This window comes from Brevibacterium sanguinis (assembly GCF_039528855.1).
Classification (GTDB): Bacteria; Actinomycetota; Actinomycetes; order Actinomycetales; family Brevibacteriaceae; genus Brevibacterium; species Brevibacterium sanguinis.
On the sequence record NZ_BAAAMB010000010.1, the window covers coordinates 131,847 to 146,200 of the forward strand.

12 protein-coding genes and 1 tRNA gene are annotated in these 14,354 nt (G+C 68.0%); 7 read left to right on the top strand and 6 right to left on the bottom strand.

Going from position 1 to position 14,354, the window contains the following annotated elements:
• Positions 1 to 3: 3 nt before the first annotated feature.
• On the bottom strand, positions 4 to 924 hold the full coding sequence (locus tag ABD154_RS12555) for an NADP-dependent oxidoreductase (RefSeq protein WP_198500690.1): 921 nt from the start codon (positions 922 to 924) through the stop codon (positions 4 to 6).
• 136 nt (positions 925 to 1,060) lie between these two features.
• On the opposite strand from ABD154_RS12555, the gene ABD154_RS12560 reads away from it, so the two are divergent.
• Positions 1,061 to 2,209: a putative glycolipid-binding domain-containing protein gene (locus ABD154_RS12560; protein ID WP_198500689.1), complete on the top strand. Its 1,149-nt coding sequence runs from the start codon at positions 1,061 to 1,063 to the stop codon at positions 2,207 to 2,209.
• A 97-nt stretch (positions 2,210 to 2,306) separates the two neighbouring features.
• Here ABD154_RS12560 and ABD154_RS12565 read toward each other — a convergent pair whose 3' ends face one another.
• Both ABD154_RS12565 and ABD154_RS12570 read right to left on the bottom strand, forming a co-directional pair.
• Entirely contained in the window at positions 2,307 to 4,469 is a 2,163-nt protein-coding gene (locus tag ABD154_RS12565; RefSeq protein ID WP_198500688.1) for a 3-hydroxyacyl-CoA dehydrogenase NAD-binding domain-containing protein, read from the bottom strand.
• Position 4,470: 1 nt separating this feature from the next.
• On the bottom strand, positions 4,471 to 5,679 hold the full coding sequence (locus tag ABD154_RS12570; protein ID WP_198500687.1) for an acetyl-CoA C-acetyltransferase: 1,209 nt from the start codon (positions 5,677 to 5,679) through the stop codon (positions 4,471 to 4,473).
• Positions 5,680 to 6,041: 362 nt separating this feature from the next.
• Between ABD154_RS12570 and ABD154_RS12575 the strand changes: the two genes are divergently transcribed.
• The gene (locus tag ABD154_RS12575; RefSeq protein ID WP_198500686.1) at positions 6,042 to 6,434 is read left to right on the top strand and encodes a hypothetical protein; all 393 of its coding nucleotides are present in this window, start codon (positions 6,042 to 6,044) and stop codon (positions 6,432 to 6,434) included.
• A gap of 9 nt (positions 6,435 to 6,443) precedes the next feature.
• Here ABD154_RS12575 and ABD154_RS12580 read toward each other — a convergent pair whose 3' ends face one another.
• Positions 6,444 to 7,298, bottom strand: coding sequence for an SA1002 family membrane protein (locus ABD154_RS12580; protein WP_198500685.1), 855 nt, complete (start codon positions 7,296 to 7,298; stop codon positions 6,444 to 6,446).
• Between the two features lie 191 nt (positions 7,299 to 7,489).
• On the opposite strand from ABD154_RS12580, the gene ABD154_RS12585 reads away from it, so the two are divergent.
• The 4 genes from ABD154_RS12585 to ABD154_RS12600 all read left to right on the top strand — a co-directional run bounded on the left by ABD154_RS12585 (position 7,490) and on the right by ABD154_RS12600 (position 12,002).
• Complete coding sequence (locus ABD154_RS12585; protein WP_198500684.1) at positions 7,490 to 8,806, top strand: C45 family autoproteolytic acyltransferase/hydrolase; 1,317 nt, start codon at positions 7,490 to 7,492, stop codon at positions 8,804 to 8,806.
• A 21-nt stretch (positions 8,807 to 8,827) separates the two neighbouring features.
• Positions 8,828 to 9,319 (top strand): HD domain-containing protein, encoded by a 492-nt coding sequence (locus tag ABD154_RS12590; protein ID WP_198500683.1) that lies wholly within the window; start codon positions 8,828 to 8,830, stop codon positions 9,317 to 9,319.
• A gap of 222 nt (positions 9,320 to 9,541) precedes the next feature.
• A complete protein-coding gene (locus ABD154_RS12595) occupies positions 9,542 to 10,408 on the top strand; it encodes a M48 family metallopeptidase (RefSeq protein WP_198500682.1) in 867 nt (288 codons plus the stop codon).
• Between the two features lie 73 nt (positions 10,409 to 10,481).
• The gene (locus ABD154_RS12600; RefSeq protein ID WP_198500681.1) at positions 10,482 to 12,002 is read left to right on the top strand and encodes a hypothetical protein; all 1,521 of its coding nucleotides are present in this window, start codon (positions 10,482 to 10,484) and stop codon (positions 12,000 to 12,002) included.
• Between the two features lie 106 nt (positions 12,003 to 12,108).
• Here ABD154_RS12600 and ABD154_RS12605 read toward each other — a convergent pair whose 3' ends face one another.
• Both ABD154_RS12605 and ABD154_RS12610 read right to left on the bottom strand, forming a co-directional pair.
• A complete protein-coding gene (locus ABD154_RS12605; RefSeq protein WP_198500680.1) occupies positions 12,109 to 12,510 on the bottom strand; it encodes a hypothetical protein in 402 nt (133 codons plus the stop codon).
• Positions 12,511 to 12,844: 334 nt separating this feature from the next.
• Positions 12,845 to 12,917: transfer RNA gene (locus tag ABD154_RS12610), tRNA-Thr, on the bottom strand.
• A gap of 279 nt (positions 12,918 to 13,196) precedes the next feature.
• Here ABD154_RS12610 and ABD154_RS12615 point away from each other — a divergent pair.
• Entirely contained in the window at positions 13,197 to 14,288 is a 1,092-nt protein-coding gene (locus ABD154_RS12615; protein WP_232623851.1) for a M20/M25/M40 family metallo-hydrolase, read from the top strand.
• The last annotated feature ends 66 nt before the right edge of the window (positions 14,289 to 14,354 follow it).

A 14,354-nucleotide genomic window follows, 5' to 3' on the forward strand; every position in this document is an offset into this window, starting at 1 on the left:
CGGTCAGGGGACGATGACGAGCTTGCCGCGGGTGTGCCCGGTCGCGCTCGAGCGGAACGCGTCGGCCACCTCGGCGAGGGGGAAGATCTCTGCGACATCGACGGTGAGCTTGCCCGCGTCGACGAGCTCGGTGAGCCGGGCCGTCGTCGCTCCATCGGGACGCACCCAGATGTAGCGTCCGCCGTGCTCGGTCACGGTCGGGTCGGCGATCGAGGCGTGGGCTCCGTCGTCGGCGAGGACGGCGAGCGTGGTCTCGAGCTGTCCGCCGACGAAATCGGCGACGGCGTCGACGGGACCGCCTGCGAGCTCCGTGACCCGGTCGGCCAGGCCCTCGCCGTAGGTGACGGGTTCGGCCCCGAGACCCGTCAGGCAGTCGTGGTTGCGCTCCGAGGCGGTGCCGATGACACGGGCGCCGGCGGCCTTGGCGATCTGGACGGCCATGCTGCCGACACCGCCGGCGGCACCGTGGATGAGGACGGTCTTCCCGTCGAGGTCGCCGAGGGCGTCGAGGGTGCGCAGGGCGGTGTTGCCGGCCAGCGGCAGTCCCCCGGCCTGTTCCCAGGTCAGTCCCGCGGGCTTCTTCGTCACGGCGTGGACGGGGACGGCGACCTTCTCCGCGAAGGTGCCGCCGCCGAGGACGTCCTTGCGGGCGTAGGCGACGACCTCATCGCCGATCTCGAACTCCGGGGTGTCGAAGCCGAGGCCGATGACGGTGCCGGCGACGTCCCAGCCGGGGATGACGGGGAACTGGGTGGGCAGGAACTTCTCGAGCCCGCCGCCGACGAGCTTCCAGTCGACGGGGTTGACCCCCGCGGCCTTGACCTCGATGAGGACGGAGGCCGGCGGGACCTTCGGATCCTCGATCTCTCGGACGGTGATGTCGTCGAAGTCATCGGTGAACTGGTCATAGACCGCTGCGCGCATCGCGCCTCCTCAAAGGGGCTGTCGAGTCAGATGTGCGGGCACCGTTGTGCGCCCGTGCGACGCACAACGCCCCCGGCCCGCGCGCTATTCCGCCGGAGTCCCCGACGATGTCAGTGCCCCGGCGTAGTCTCATGACATGACTGTGCTCGCGGATCCTCCGCCACCGGACTATGTCTGCGACCGTCTCATCCTCAGGCGGTTCGACGATGCCGATGCGTCGTTCGTCCACGGCCTCCATGCGAATCCGGATCTCCTCCGCTTCATCCCGAAGGCGGCGCTGCCGCGGATCGAGGACGCCGCCGCGTGGATCACGACGGAGAATGACTCGGCGTCGCCGGGACGCGGCTGGTGGTGCGTGACTCTCCACGACGGCACCCCGGTCGGCGCTGCGGTCCTCAAGCCGATCCGCTACAGCGCCGGGGAAACGGGGGACGAGGTGGAGATCGGCTGGCGGTCCCATGCCGCGCACGCGGGCAGGGGTTATGCCGCCGAGGCGGGGGCGCTGCTGCTCGCTGCCGGTTTCGCCGGCGGACTCGAGCGGAGCATCGCCGTCGTCCGCCCGGACAATCCCGCCTCACAGGCGGTGGCCCGGCGCATCGGGATGACTCCGCTCGGTGCCACCACAAGGTACTACGACACGACGATCGAACACTTCGAGGCGACCTCCGCCGATGCACGCTCACGGCAGGTCGCTTGGAGGGGTCTCGACGATCCTGATCGCCGCGACAGCGCCGAGGTGCTCCTCGCCGACGGTCTCCACGCCGTCGGACGGCAGGTCACGGACGACTACGCGGCGGCGTGGACGGTCGACGCCCGCGACGGGTGGATCACGAGGACCGTCGCGGTCGCCGTGCAGGGCCGCGGCTGGTCGCGCGCGCTCAGCCTCACGCGGGATCCGGACACGGGTCGCTGGTCGAGTGAGACTGAGCAGTCGGGGACGCCGCCCTTCCCTTTGCCGTCGCCGGGCATCGTCGACGCCGATGCCCTCGACGGTGCGCTCGACTGCGATCTCGGACTGTGTCCGCTGACGAACACGATGCCGATCCGCCGGCTGTCCCTGCAGACCGACACGACGGCCGAGCATTCGCTGACGATGGCGTGGATCGACATGCCCTCCCTCAATGTCATCGCCAGTCCGCAGATCTACACGGGCATCGACGCCGACCGCGTCCGGTACACGAGCGGGACGCGGGATTTCACGGCTGACCTCACGATCGATGAGGACGGACTGGTCCGCACCTACCCGCAGCTGGCCGAGCGCACGGCGGTGGACCGACCGGCCTGACTCTGGGTCGAGCACACCGGAGGCCCGGACGAATCGCGTCGTCCGGGCCTCCGGTCTGTGGGCGCTGTCGGAATCTCGCCGAGCCGCTGACGTCAGCTCACTCGTAGGTCTCCCCCGACTTCGCGCGGGCGAGCAGCGACTTCGGCGGGGTGAACCGCTCACCGTAGGTCGCGGCGAGTTCCTTCGCCCGCTCGACGAAGCCGGGCAGCCCGCCCTCGTACTGGTTGACGTATTGGAGGACGCCGCCGGTCCAGGCGGGGAACCCGATGCCGTAGATCGAGCCGATGTTGGCATCGGGCACCGAGGTGAGCACGCCCTCGTCGAGGCATTTGATCGTCTCGATCGCCTCGGCGAAGAGCATCCGCTCCTGCAGGTCGGCGAACGGCTCTTCCCTCGATCCGGAGTCGAAGTGCTCGCGCACGCCGGGCCACAGGTGGGTGCGCTTGCCGGTCTCGTCGTACTCGTAGAATCCGGCGCCGTCCTTGCGTCCGGTGCGCCCCTGATCGACCATCCAGTCGATGACCGCCTCGGAGGGGTGCTCCTCCCAGTTGCCGCCGCCGGCTTCGACCGCGGCGCGGGTCTCCTGGCGGATCTTCTGCGACAGGGTGAGCGTGAGCTCGTCGAGGAGCTGGAGCGCACCGGTCGGGTACCCGGCCTGGAGGGCCGCCTGTTCGACGCTGGAGGGTTCGACGCCCTCGCCCACGGCGGCGACCGCCTCGGCGATGAAGGTCCCGATGACCCGCGAGGTGAAGAATCCGCGGGAGTCGGTGACGACGATCGGGGTCTTCCGGATCTGCTGGACGAAGTCGAAGGTCCGGGCCAGCGTCTCATCCGAGGTGTTCTCCCCGGTGATGATCTCGACGAGCGGCATCTTGTCCGCGGGTGAGAAGAAGTGGACGCCGATGAAGTCGGCCTGCCGCTCGACCCCGGTCGCGAGTTCCGTGATCGGCAGGGTCGAGGTGTTCGAGCCGAGGACGGCGTCGGGGGCGACGATGTTCTCGATCTCCCCGAAGACCTGGTGCTTGACGGGCACGGACTCGAAGACGGCTTCGATGACGAAGTCGACGCCGGCGAAGTCCTCGACCGAGGCCGACGGGTGGATGCGCGCGAGCACCGCCTCGGACTTCTCCGGGGTCGTCTTGCCCTTGGCGAGCGCCGCCTCCTCGCGCTTGACCGCGTAGGCCTTGCCCTTCTCCGCGGCGGCGAGTTCGACGTCCTTGAGGACGACGTCGATGCCGGCGCGTGCGGCGGTGTAGGCGATCGCGGCCCCCATCATCCCGGCGCCGAGGACGCCGAGCTTCTTCACCTGACGGGATTCGACGCCGTCGGGTCGGGAGCCGCCGGAGTTGATGTGGCCGAGGTCGAAGAAGAACGCCTTGATCATGTTCTTCGCCACCGCGGTGTGGGTGAGGTTGACGAAGTAGCGGGTCTCGACGGTCAGCGCGGTGTCGATGTCGACGAGCGCACCTTCGACGGCCGCGGCCATGGCCGCGCGCGGGGCCGGCATCGGGGCGCCCTTGAGCTGGCGGCGCAGGGTCGAGGGCAGCGCGGGCAGCAGCATCGCGATCGACGGTGAGGTCGGGGCGCCGCCGGGGATCTTGAAGCCCTTGACGTCCCACGGCTGCACCGCGTCGGGGTTGGCCTTGATCCAGGCCTTCGCACGGTCCTCGAGATCCGCGGCGGGGGCGAGCTCATCGATGAGACCGAGCTGCTGGGCGTCGGCGGCGGTGAACTTCGTGCCCGGCAGGATGACCTTCTGCAGGGCGTTCTGCAGGCCGATCATCCGCACGACGCGCGAGACTCCGCCGCCTCCGGGCAGCAGTCCGAGGGTGACCTCGGGCAGTCCGAAGCGCGCGGACTTCACGTCGTCGGCGGCGATCCGGTGGTGGGTGGCGAGCGCGATCTCGAGGCCGCCGCCGAGTGCCGCACCGTTCATTGCGGCGACGACGGGCTTGCCGAGCTTCTCGAGGCGACGCAGGAGCGACTTGATGTGCTCGACCTGCGCGGTCTCCGCCTCGGCGTTCTCCGGATCGGCCCGGCGCAGGCGGTCGAGGTCACCGCCGGCGAAGAACGTCTTCTTCGCCGAGGTGATGACGACGCCGGTGATGTCGTCGACGTTGGCCTCCAGCCAGTCGACGGTCTCCTCGAGGGCGGCGCCGAAGTGGTCGTTCATCGTGTTGACCGAGGAATCGGGGTCGTCGAGGACGACGGTGACGATGCCGTCGGCGTCGGTGGTGCGGGAGTAGTGAGCGTTCGTCATGTCAGACCCTTTCGATGATCGTCGCGATGCCCATGCCTGCACCGATGCACAAAGTGATGAGGCCGCGGTTCAGGTCGCGGCGTTCGAGCTCGTCGAGGACGGTGCCGAGGATCATCGCCCCGGTTGCGCCGAGCGGGTGGCCCATGGCGATCGCCCCGCCGTTGACGTTGACCTTCTCGTGCGGGATGTCGAGGTCCTTCATCCACTTGAGGACGACGGCGGCGAAGGCCTCGTTGAGTTCGAAGAGGTCGATGTCGTCGACGGTGAGTCCGGCCTTGTCGAGGACCTTCTGCGTGGCCGGGGTGGGGCCGGTGAGCATGATCGTCGGTTCGGAGCCGACGACGGCGGTGGCGACGATGCGGGCGCGCGGCTTCATCCCCATCGTCTTCCCGACCTCCTCGTCGCCGATGACGACGAGGGCGGCACCGTCGACGATGCCCGAGGAGTTCGCGGCGGTGTGGACGTGGTCGATCTCCTCGACCCAGTGGTACTTCTGCAGGGCGACGTCGTCGAAGCCGGTCTGCTCGGCGAGCTTCGCGAACGCCGGGGGCAGCTGGGACAGGGAGTCGACGGTCGAGCCGGGGCGCATGTGCTCGTCGCGGTCGAGGATCGTCACCCCGTTGAGGTCCTTGACGGGCACGACGGAGCCGTCGAAGCGTCCGTCCTCCCACGCCTCGGCGGCGCGGCGCTGGGACTCAGCGGCGTAGGCGTCGACGTCGTCGCGGGTGAAGCCCTCGGTCGTCGCGATGAGATCGGCGCCGATGCCCTGCGGCACGAAGTAGGTGTCGTAGTTCGTCGTCGGATCCTGCGACCAGGCGCCGCCGTCGGAGCCGAGAGGAATCCGCGACATCGATTCGACACCGCCGGCGAGCACGAGCGATTCGAAGCCGCTGCCGACCTTCTGCGCGGCGAGATTGACGGCTTCGAGCCCCGAGGCGCAGAACCGGTTGACCTGGACGCCGGCGACCGATTCGTCGAGCCCGGCGACGAGTGCCGCGGTGCGGGCGATGTCCGAGCCCTGTTCGCCGACCGGGGAGACGACGCCCAGGACGATGTCGTCGATCGCGGCATCGTCGAGGTCAGGGTTGCGCTCGCGCAGGGCGTCGATGAGTCCGACGACGAGGTCGATGGGTTTGGTGCCGTGCAGCGCTCCGCCGCGGTTCTTCCCGCGCGGCGTGCGCACTGCGTCGTAGATGAACGCTTCGCTCATGTGGTCCTCACAGTCTTGAGGGCGCGCAGTGCGACCGTGTGATCGCCCGCGCGGATCCCTGCAAATGGTGGTGAATCGGGGTGTCGGGCGGCATGCGCCGTCCGACGGCGCTCACGCTCGATCGAAGCTGATCGATCGTTCACTAATACTCACGGTCACCATTGAACACCGCATCGCTGTGATGGTCAACACACCGGACTCACCCCTCGCCGAGGCGGTCGCCGGGCACCCGTGGCACTGTGACGAAGGTCTCAGTGCCGGCCCGCCTCCGGACTCGTCTGACAACAGCCGCAGTGCTTATGATGAGGCGACTGCCCTGTCCGAGCAGTCGCCTCATCCCGCACTCATCCCTCAGGAGACTCATGTCCGTGATCACCCCTGCCCGCCTGCGCCCGGGCCTCGCTCTCGTTCTCGCTGCCGGTCTCCTCGCCGGGCCGATCGCCCTCGACGCGACCCCCGCCGAGGCGGCGACGAAGTCGTGCAAGGTCTCGATGTCGAACTCGAAGCCGAAGCAGTACTCGTGGACGACGGTCAAGGTCTCGAAGGTCGGGGCGAAGGCGAAGGTGACGACGACCGCGCACTACAAGACGACGAAGACGAAGAAGAACGCGACCGCCTCGAAGAAAGGCGCGGCGAACCTCGACTACTACATCTCGGGCGCCACCCCGGGCAAGAAGGTCAAGGTCACCGTCACGGCGAAGAAGGGCAAGACGTCGTGGTCGTGCTCGACGTCGTTCACCCCGAAGAAGAAGTAGCCTTCCGCCTCAGTGCTTCGGCCTGTGCCGCCCGGTCCCGTCGGTCCTCTCCGGATCGGCGGGACTCTGCGTTTCCGGGGTCGACTCTGCTGCTCGCGGGGCCCGTTCCGCGCCTGCCCTGCCCTCAACCTGCTCGCTGCGTTCGGTGATCTCGGCGTTCTCCCCCGCCTCGGCGCCGGAGGGGTCCTCCGTGACGGTCAGGCGCTCGACCTGCACGACTCGACCCTCGCCGGGCTCCTCGGTCCGGTCGGCCGCCTCGGCGCCGGAGGACGCGGACACCGCAGCCGTCGCACTGTCGTCGTCGGTGGAGAACGGGGCATCGAGGCGGATCTTCGCGATCGCCACGGCGACCCAGATCGACAGGAGCACCGGGAGGAGGATCGCGATGAGGGCCGAGGGGTCGAGGATCGAGGAGAGGTAGGAGTTGAGCTCCTGCGTGAGGTCGCGCTCGTTGACGACGCGGCCGAGTCCGTTGAGCTGGTCGAAGATCACCTGGTAGACGGTGACGTAGATGAGGAACCACTGGATGTAGTACTCGGTGATCGCGAGGATCTCCAGGCCGACGCCGGTGCGCTTGAAGATCGGCTGGACGATGAGGAACATGATGATCCCCGACGCCAGAGCCACGGAGATGACGCCGAGGAAGAGGCCAGGGCCGATGTTGATGAGTGCGACGCCGACGATGTAGAGGCCGAGCATGACGATGAGGATGACCATCCCGACGACGGTCATCGCCAGGCCCAGGCCGATGGCGCCGAGGAACCCGCCGATCCGCTTCCAGTCGCGGTTGCCCGGCGGGGTCGTGAGGATGCCCATGATGATGAACAGTCCGCACAGGACGACGAGGTGGACCAGCAGCGACATGTCATTCTCCGTTCGCCTCGACCGGAGCCGATGATGCCCAGGCCGCTTGCCCTCAAGGGTACACAGCCTCGGGGTCAATGACGCCGCCACAGGCCCGGTGACCACGGAGAACACCGCAATCCGCCCATACCTCGCGTAGAGTTGTCAATATTTTCTTGACACTCGACAGAGTGTCAACCTAGCCTTGACACATGACTTCTTTCACTTTCTACGGAATCACCGAAGACCGCCCCTCGACCCGCTGGCAGGCACTGTTCGACACCGTGTGGCCGGCCTACCGCGCCTGGTACCTCAGTGAGGGCGACTGGGCTCGACCCGATCTGGCCACCGCGGAGGCCAAGCTGCGTGAGCACATGCCCGAGCTCGTGCCGACGTGGGAGCGCCTCGTCGAACTCACCGGCAACGATGAGACGGCCGCGCGGATGCTCACTCTGTGGAACCCGCCGCGCTTCCTGCCCGGCTGCTCCCAGGTCGCCATGTCCTCTCCCGAACCGGCGCTGCTGCGCAACTACGACTACGGCCTCGAACTCTTCGAACAGGTCCACGCCTCCACCCGGTACGGCACCCGACGGGTAATCGGCACCTCCGACTGCCTGTGGGGTCTGCTCGACGGGTTGAACGAGGACGGGCTGGCCGTGTCCCTCGCCTTCGGCGGACGGCCCGGCGACGGGGACGGCTTCGCCGCGCCGCTCGTCGTCCGTTTCCTCCTCGAGGTCGCCGGTGATGTGCCCGAGGCCCTGCGCCGGCTCGAGACCGTTCCGGTGTCGATGTACTACAACCTCACGATGGTCGATGCGACCGGCAGGACCGTCACCGCGTACGTCGGGCCGGGAATGGCCCCGGAGATCATCGAGGATCCGGTCGCGACGAACCATCGGGGACGGCACCCGGACTACCCCGACCACGCTCGCCGGTTCCGCAGCGTCGAGCGTCAGGAGCTGCTCACCGAGGCACTCGAGGACGGGCGCGGAGTCGAGGAGATGGCCGAGGCGATGCTCGCACCGGGAGTCTGGAGCGGAGACTACGACAACGCATTCGGCACCCTGTACACTGCCGTCTATCGGCCCCTGAGGGGCGAGGTCGAATACCGCTGGCACTCCCGCAGTTGGACCCGCAGCCTCAACTCTCCAGAGGAGATGATCGTTGTGACACTCGACGACGACAGCACCGAACCGGTGGATCTCAGCGACTCCGGCACCGCGTCCTCCAACGCGGGGACGGCCGGCAGCGCGCACTCCGGAGGCGGCACCCGGTTCACGGCAGCCGATGCGCATGCCGATCCCGGAGTGGAGGCGGTGGCCGAGCTCATCGCCTCGGCGCGGGAGGCGATCAACGGTCTCGCCCACTCCCCCGACCCTGCGGCGTTCACCGCCCTCATCTCCCTGTCCTCCGAAGTCGGGGAGGCACTCGGCACGAGCGCCCGCCTGCTCGCCGAGCACAATTCGTGGGCCCGCGTCGCCGAACTCGCCGACGTCAGCCGCCAGGCCGCCTGGCAACGCTGGCGCTGATCGCACCCGTCAGGAGGCACCATGAACGGCACCGAGGATCTCATCACCCGCGCCGAAGCGATCGCTCGGAAGGCGCACACCGGCCAGGTCGACAAGGCGGGCCAGGACTACATCGACCATCCGCGGCGGGTCGCAGCCAACGCCGCCGCCATCGCCGAAGAGCAGGGTCTGGACTCCGCCGATGCCGAGTTCGCGATCGCGGCGGCGTGGCTCCACGATGTCGTCGAGGACACCTCGGTGAGCGCGGAGGATCTGCGTCGTGAGTTCCCCGCCGAGGTGGTCGACGCGGTCGACGCGGTGACGAAGCGCAGCGGCGAGGCCGTCGAAGACTACTTCGCCAGGGTCCGGGCCGACCGGCTGGCCGTCATCGTCAAGACCGCTGACCTCGCCGACAACACCGACCCCGCCCGGCAGGCCGCGCTCGACGATGAGACGCGCGTGCGCCTGGCCGCGAAGTACCGTCGGGCCTATGAGCTGCTCGGCGTCGACCTGCTCGGGGAGGACGCCGACTGAGCCCGTCGACGACCCGCGGCAGGCGGTGCTGTCGGGAACCGCGCTGAGGCACCCTCGCATCGGCAATGGTGGTTGCGGTGTTCTGTGTTAGTGTTTCGCAGGCTTTCGGCCGGACGGCCCCGTCCGTGAGCCCGGCGCCTGACGGGTGGTCCCTGCCGCCTCGGCGCTCTCATCCCCATCCCCCGGCTCGCCTCGAGTCGACGACGAAGAGGACACAGATCCATGACAGCCAACCAGACTCCCACCCCGGTGAGAGCCTACGGCCCCTCGGTCAGTCAGCTCCGCCACCGTGCCGAGATGCCGATGCTCGTCCTCGGCATCGTGCTCACTGCGATCGTCTCCATCGGCGCGCTCACCTACCTGCTCCTGGGCCTGCGCCTCGATGAGTGGGCCGTCGGCATCCTCATCGGCCTGTTCGCGCCGATCGTCAGCTTCATCTACATCCGCTATCTCTTCTGGTCGCAGATCTCCAACGGCGTCGAGGTCACGGATGAGCAGTTCCCGGAGCTCTACCGGGTCTACCACGATCTCGCCGTGGAGATGGGCTTCGGTGCCGGCACGGGACGGATGTCGACGATCCCGCAGATCTACGTCATCAACGGCAACGGAATGATGAACGCCTACGCATCGAAGTGCCAGCTGCAGCGCGGCTATGTCGTCGTCTACAGCGACATCGTCGATCTCGCGTACATGTACGGTGACTTCGGGGCGCTGCGCTTCATCATGGCCCACGAGCTCGGGCACATCAAGTGCGGTCACGTGAACCTGTGGCGCAACGGCATCCAGCCGATCCTCGCCCTGCTGCGGCTCTCGCCGACGCTGTCGCGCGCCCAGGAGTACACGGCTGATCGCACCGCGTCGTTCTACGCCCCGCAGGACGCGATGAAGCTCATCGCCCTCTTCGCCGGCAAGAACATGGCCAAGCACGTCGACGTCGACGCCTACATCCGCTCGGTCGATCGGCACAAGAACGGGTTCTGGCTGCGTCTGTCGAACTTCCTCGCCGGTCATGCCGTCGGGTTCCGCCGGATGAAGGCGCTCAGTCTCGTCAAGACCCAGGGGTGGAATGTGCAGGGCAAGATGCTCTGAGGCCGGCCGAGGCTCACGAGCCTCCCAGCCTGTATGTGATGACTGACACACGCCGGGGTGGAAGAATGAAGGCGTGCGCTCAGTCCTCGTCTCGGCGAATGCCCTCGGATCCGGTCGTCCTCTGCGTCTGCTGCTGTGGCCTCTGCTCGCCGCCGTCGCAGTCTTCATCCTTGCGCTGGCGGTTCTCGCCCCCGCGCTCGCGCAGCTCGAACGCTCCATCGCCGCGAGCAGTCAGCCCGGGCCTCCGGCGGACGAGTCCGCGGCGGTGAGCGTCGAATCGCCGCCGAGCTTCTCCGTCGCCGTCGGGGTCGATGACACGGTCTCAGAGATGCCGGCCCTGCAGAGCGCCATGGTCGACTACCTCGCGTTCTCCGACGAGTATGCCAAGCGCCTCAAGGAGGGTGCCCTGGTTGAGGAGTTCGGAACCGAGGAGCGTGTGCTCTCCCCCGCCGGGGCCCGCGCTCAGGTCGAGGACGGGACGTCCGTTCTCGCGGTGGTCCTGCCGGCGCAGCTGACACCGACGGTGCTGTCGGACATCCGCGACTACTCCGCGGGACGGCTCGCTGAGGCACCGACGTATCCGATCACGATCGTCGCCGGACCGCAGGCCCTCAACGAGGACCGCTTCATCGTCTCGAAGTACGAGGACGAGGTGGTTCGGCAGGCCAATGAGTTCGTCGCCGACCAGATCCGCACCGTCGCCGGCGAGCTCACGTGCGATCCTGCCGGCAGCAGCCTCGACTGTGCCCGGTCGACCGATGAGACCGCGCGGGCGTTCGAGCGCCCATTCACGACGACCGTCGACGAGGTGTCGGGCCCTGACCCGGTCGACTACTTCGGCCCGGACGCTGACGGTGCGGCAGCGATGCCGTCGGCTGGGGACCCGCCTGAGGCGACCGCCCAGGTCAACCCCGTCGCCGAGGATGTTGTCAGTGATGAGCCTGCGTGGGCGTCGTCCGCGTGGATGCCGTCCGTGGTCATCGCGTCGGCGCTCGCGGCACTGACCTTGGCATTGACGGCGTCGTTCGTCGTCAATCGGGCGGCGGGGCTGAGCATCGTCCTCGTCGGTCCGTGGCGCACGATGCGCACGCAGCGACCGTTCCCCCGGCAGACTCTGCTGAAGATCAAGCTGCTCATCGGAGCGGTCGGTTCGGTGGTGCTCGGTCTGGCCGCGGCCATCGCGGCAACCGGTATCGGCACGTTCGTCTTCCAGCATGCCGGTGGACATGCGGAGGTGCGCTTCGTCGCGGTCCTCGTCTTCAGCGGTGTGGTATCCGCGATGCTCGTGAGCATCGTGCTCGCGAGCAACGACCTGGCCGGCACAGTGTTCGGTGGCTTTGCTGCCCTGGCTGCGGTCATCGTCGTCGCGGCGAACTCGGGACTGCCCCGCCTCCTCACCCTTCCCGTCAGCGATCTCGACCTGGCGATTCAGCTGGAGATGCTCGTGTCATTGGGAAGCCCGACGACCCTGCTCGCCGAGATCGTGCCGACGCTGCTGGGATTCGCCGTCGCGACGGTCGTCGCTGCAGTGGCTGGCGTTGTCGGAACCCGCTTCTACGACCGTGCGCACAGCACGAAGGTCGACGTGCGGTGAGGTTCCGTCGCGTCGTACGGTCGACATGACGGTGCTCTCTGGTGTTGCCGTCGTACGCATACCCGTCTCCCCCTAGATTCTCTGGACCCTGTCGGGCTGGTGACTGTCAGAGGTCCGAGGGGCTGTCCGGCGGCGTGAAGTAGCGCCTCCGAAGGAGATGGAGGACAAGCCAGACGACGGCGCCGGCAATGACCGCGGTGACCACCAGATCGATGATGTCGGTACCACGACTGAAGAAGCCTGGAACCACGAACGCGAGAACGCAAACGCTCAGCAGTGCGGCACCCTGCGGAACGCTGCCGACGAAGCTCTTGACCTCGGGCCGGAGGCCCCTGGATCGGAAGTACCACCAGACACCTCCGGCGGCGAGCGTCGAGAGGACCATGAGGACCCCTATGCCGTTCACAATCGGCTGCTGGCGAAGCAGCGCTTTCACGATCTCCGCGAGAGACCCCCATGCGCACAGCGTGGTGACACCGAGCAGCACGGTGCAGGTCTTCGACGTCATACGGTTGCGCGCCTTTCGTTCAAACGGGCCCGTGGCGCGTCGTCCGCCGGGCCTGTTGGGAGCCGGAGTGTCCTCTCGCCGTCGTCGGCCATGTCTTCACGTCATTCACCGTAAGCAGGTGGCTTCGGCATGGTCAATTGCTGCGCCGATCCGGTGCGTCATCACCGGCCCGCACGCCGCCGACGCGTGACTCGGCATCGGCACGCTTGACATAGCTAACCGTGCGCACAGCACGAAGGTCGACGTGCGGTGAGGTCCCGTCGCGTTGCAGGGTCTGGGGGACGAATCAGGCCGGCTGACTCAGCATGTCTGCTGGTCAACCGGCCTGTTGCCGAGCCGCCTGCGGGAATCGAACCCGCGACCTATTCATTACGAGTGAATCGCTCTGCCGACTGAGCTAAGGCGGCAACCGCACCAACTCTAGCCAATCCGAGCACCGCGGGTCAAAACGGACTACGGACCACCTCGGTGCCTGGAACCACCCACCCCACACGTGCGCGTGCATGCCGCTGATCTGCGGTTTCAACCGCCCCGACGACGGTGATCCGCGACTCTCCCACGACCTCCATCTGCTGGTGAGAACGGGTGCGACACGTGTCACACTCAACCGACCCGCTAACCTTGGGTGATACCGACTGCGAAACTGAGAGGCCGATTACGTGAGAGAGTTCGATTCGACAGAGTTCATGAGCGACTTCCAAGCGCTCATCGAGTGCGAATCGTTCTCCCATGACCCCGCGGCGCTGGCCCGCAGCGCCCAGCTCATCTCCCGCATCGGCACCGGCCTCCTCGGAGCCGCGCCGCACGTCATCGAGACCGACGGCCATCCGCACCTGCTGTGGCGCTTCGGCTCCGGAGAGCGCGAGGTCGTCCTCATCGGCCACCACGACACCGTCTGGCCGACCGGCACGATCGAGTCCTTCCCCTTCTCCGTGGCCGACGGGGTCGTCCGCGGGCCCGGTGCCGATGACATGAAGGGCGGAATCCTCATCGCCCTCTACGCCATGGCCCGACTCCGCTCCGAACGCGGCAGCCTCGACGGCGTGAGCGTGCTCATCACCTCCGATGAGGAGCTCGGCTCCCCCGGGTCACGGCAGATCATCGAAGACGAAGCGCGCGGCGCGAAAGCCGCCCTCGTCTTCGAAAGCGGCGCCCCGGACGGCTCGGTGAAGATCGCCCGCAAGGGCGTGGCGATCTACTCTCTCGAGGTCGCCGGTCTCGCCGCGCACGCCGGAGTCGAACCCGAGAAGGGCATCAACGCCACCGTCGAGATCGCCAACCAGGTCGTGTCGATCGCCGCCCTCCACGCCCCGACAGTCGGGACCTCCGTCGTGCCCACCGTCATGCGCAGCGGCTCGACGACGAACACCGTCCCCGCCGAGGCGGTCGTCGGCATCGACTCCCGTGCCGCAACCGTCGCCGAACAGGAGCGCATCGACGCCGAACTGCGGGCGCTCACCCCCACCGTCGCCGGTGCCCGACTCGATCTCAAGGGCGGGATCAACCGGGGTCCGCTCGAAGAGGAGATGGCACTCGGCCTCTACGCCCGCGCGCAGCGCCTCGCCTCGCACCTCGGCCACCCGCCGCTGCGGTCGGTGGCCGTCGGCGGCGGCTCGGACGGCAACTTCACCGCCGGAGTCGGGACACCGACCCTCGACGGTCTCGGCACCGTCGGCGGCGGCTCCCACGCACGCACCGAACACGCCCTGCAGGTGTGGATCCCCCGCCGCGTCGAACTCACCGCTGCCCTCGTCGGCGAACTCCTCGACGAGGACTGACCACAGCAGACTGTTCACGGCATCCGCCGCTCCGAGTCCGGCTCCATTCGTGCAGAGGACGGGCAA

Bases quoted from the DNA above. Each gene is read 5' to 3' on its own strand.
- ABD154_RS12555 (WP_198500690.1), bottom strand. From the start codon at position 924: ATGCGCGCAGCGGTCTATGACCAGTTCACCGATGACTTCGACGACATC.
- ABD154_RS12560 (WP_198500689.1), top strand. From the start codon at position 1,061: ATGACTGTGCTCGCGGATCCTCCGCCACCGGACTATGTCTGCGACCGT.
- ABD154_RS12565 (WP_198500688.1), bottom strand. From the start codon at position 4,469: ATGACGAACGCTCACTACTCCCGCACCACCGACGCCGACGGCATCGTC.
- ABD154_RS12570 (WP_198500687.1), bottom strand. From the start codon at position 5,679: ATGAGCGAAGCGTTCATCTACGACGCAGTGCGCACGCCGCGCGGGAAG.
- ABD154_RS12575 (WP_198500686.1), top strand. From the start codon at position 6,042: ATGTCCGTGATCACCCCTGCCCGCCTGCGCCCGGGCCTCGCTCTCGTT.
- ABD154_RS12580 (WP_198500685.1), bottom strand. From the start codon at position 7,298: ATGTCGCTGCTGGTCCACCTCGTCGTCCTGTGCGGACTGTTCATCATC.
- ABD154_RS12585 (WP_198500684.1), top strand. From the start codon at position 7,490: ATGACTTCTTTCACTTTCTACGGAATCACCGAAGACCGCCCCTCGACC.
- ABD154_RS12590 (WP_198500683.1), top strand. From the start codon at position 8,828: ATGAACGGCACCGAGGATCTCATCACCCGCGCCGAAGCGATCGCTCGG.
- ABD154_RS12595 (WP_198500682.1), top strand. From the start codon at position 9,542: ATGACAGCCAACCAGACTCCCACCCCGGTGAGAGCCTACGGCCCCTCG.
- ABD154_RS12605 (WP_198500680.1), bottom strand. From the start codon at position 12,510: ATGACGTCGAAGACCTGCACCGTGCTGCTCGGTGTCACCACGCTGTGC.
- ABD154_RS12615 (WP_232623851.1), top strand. From the start codon at position 13,197: ATGAGCGACTTCCAAGCGCTCATCGAGTGCGAATCGTTCTCCCATGAC.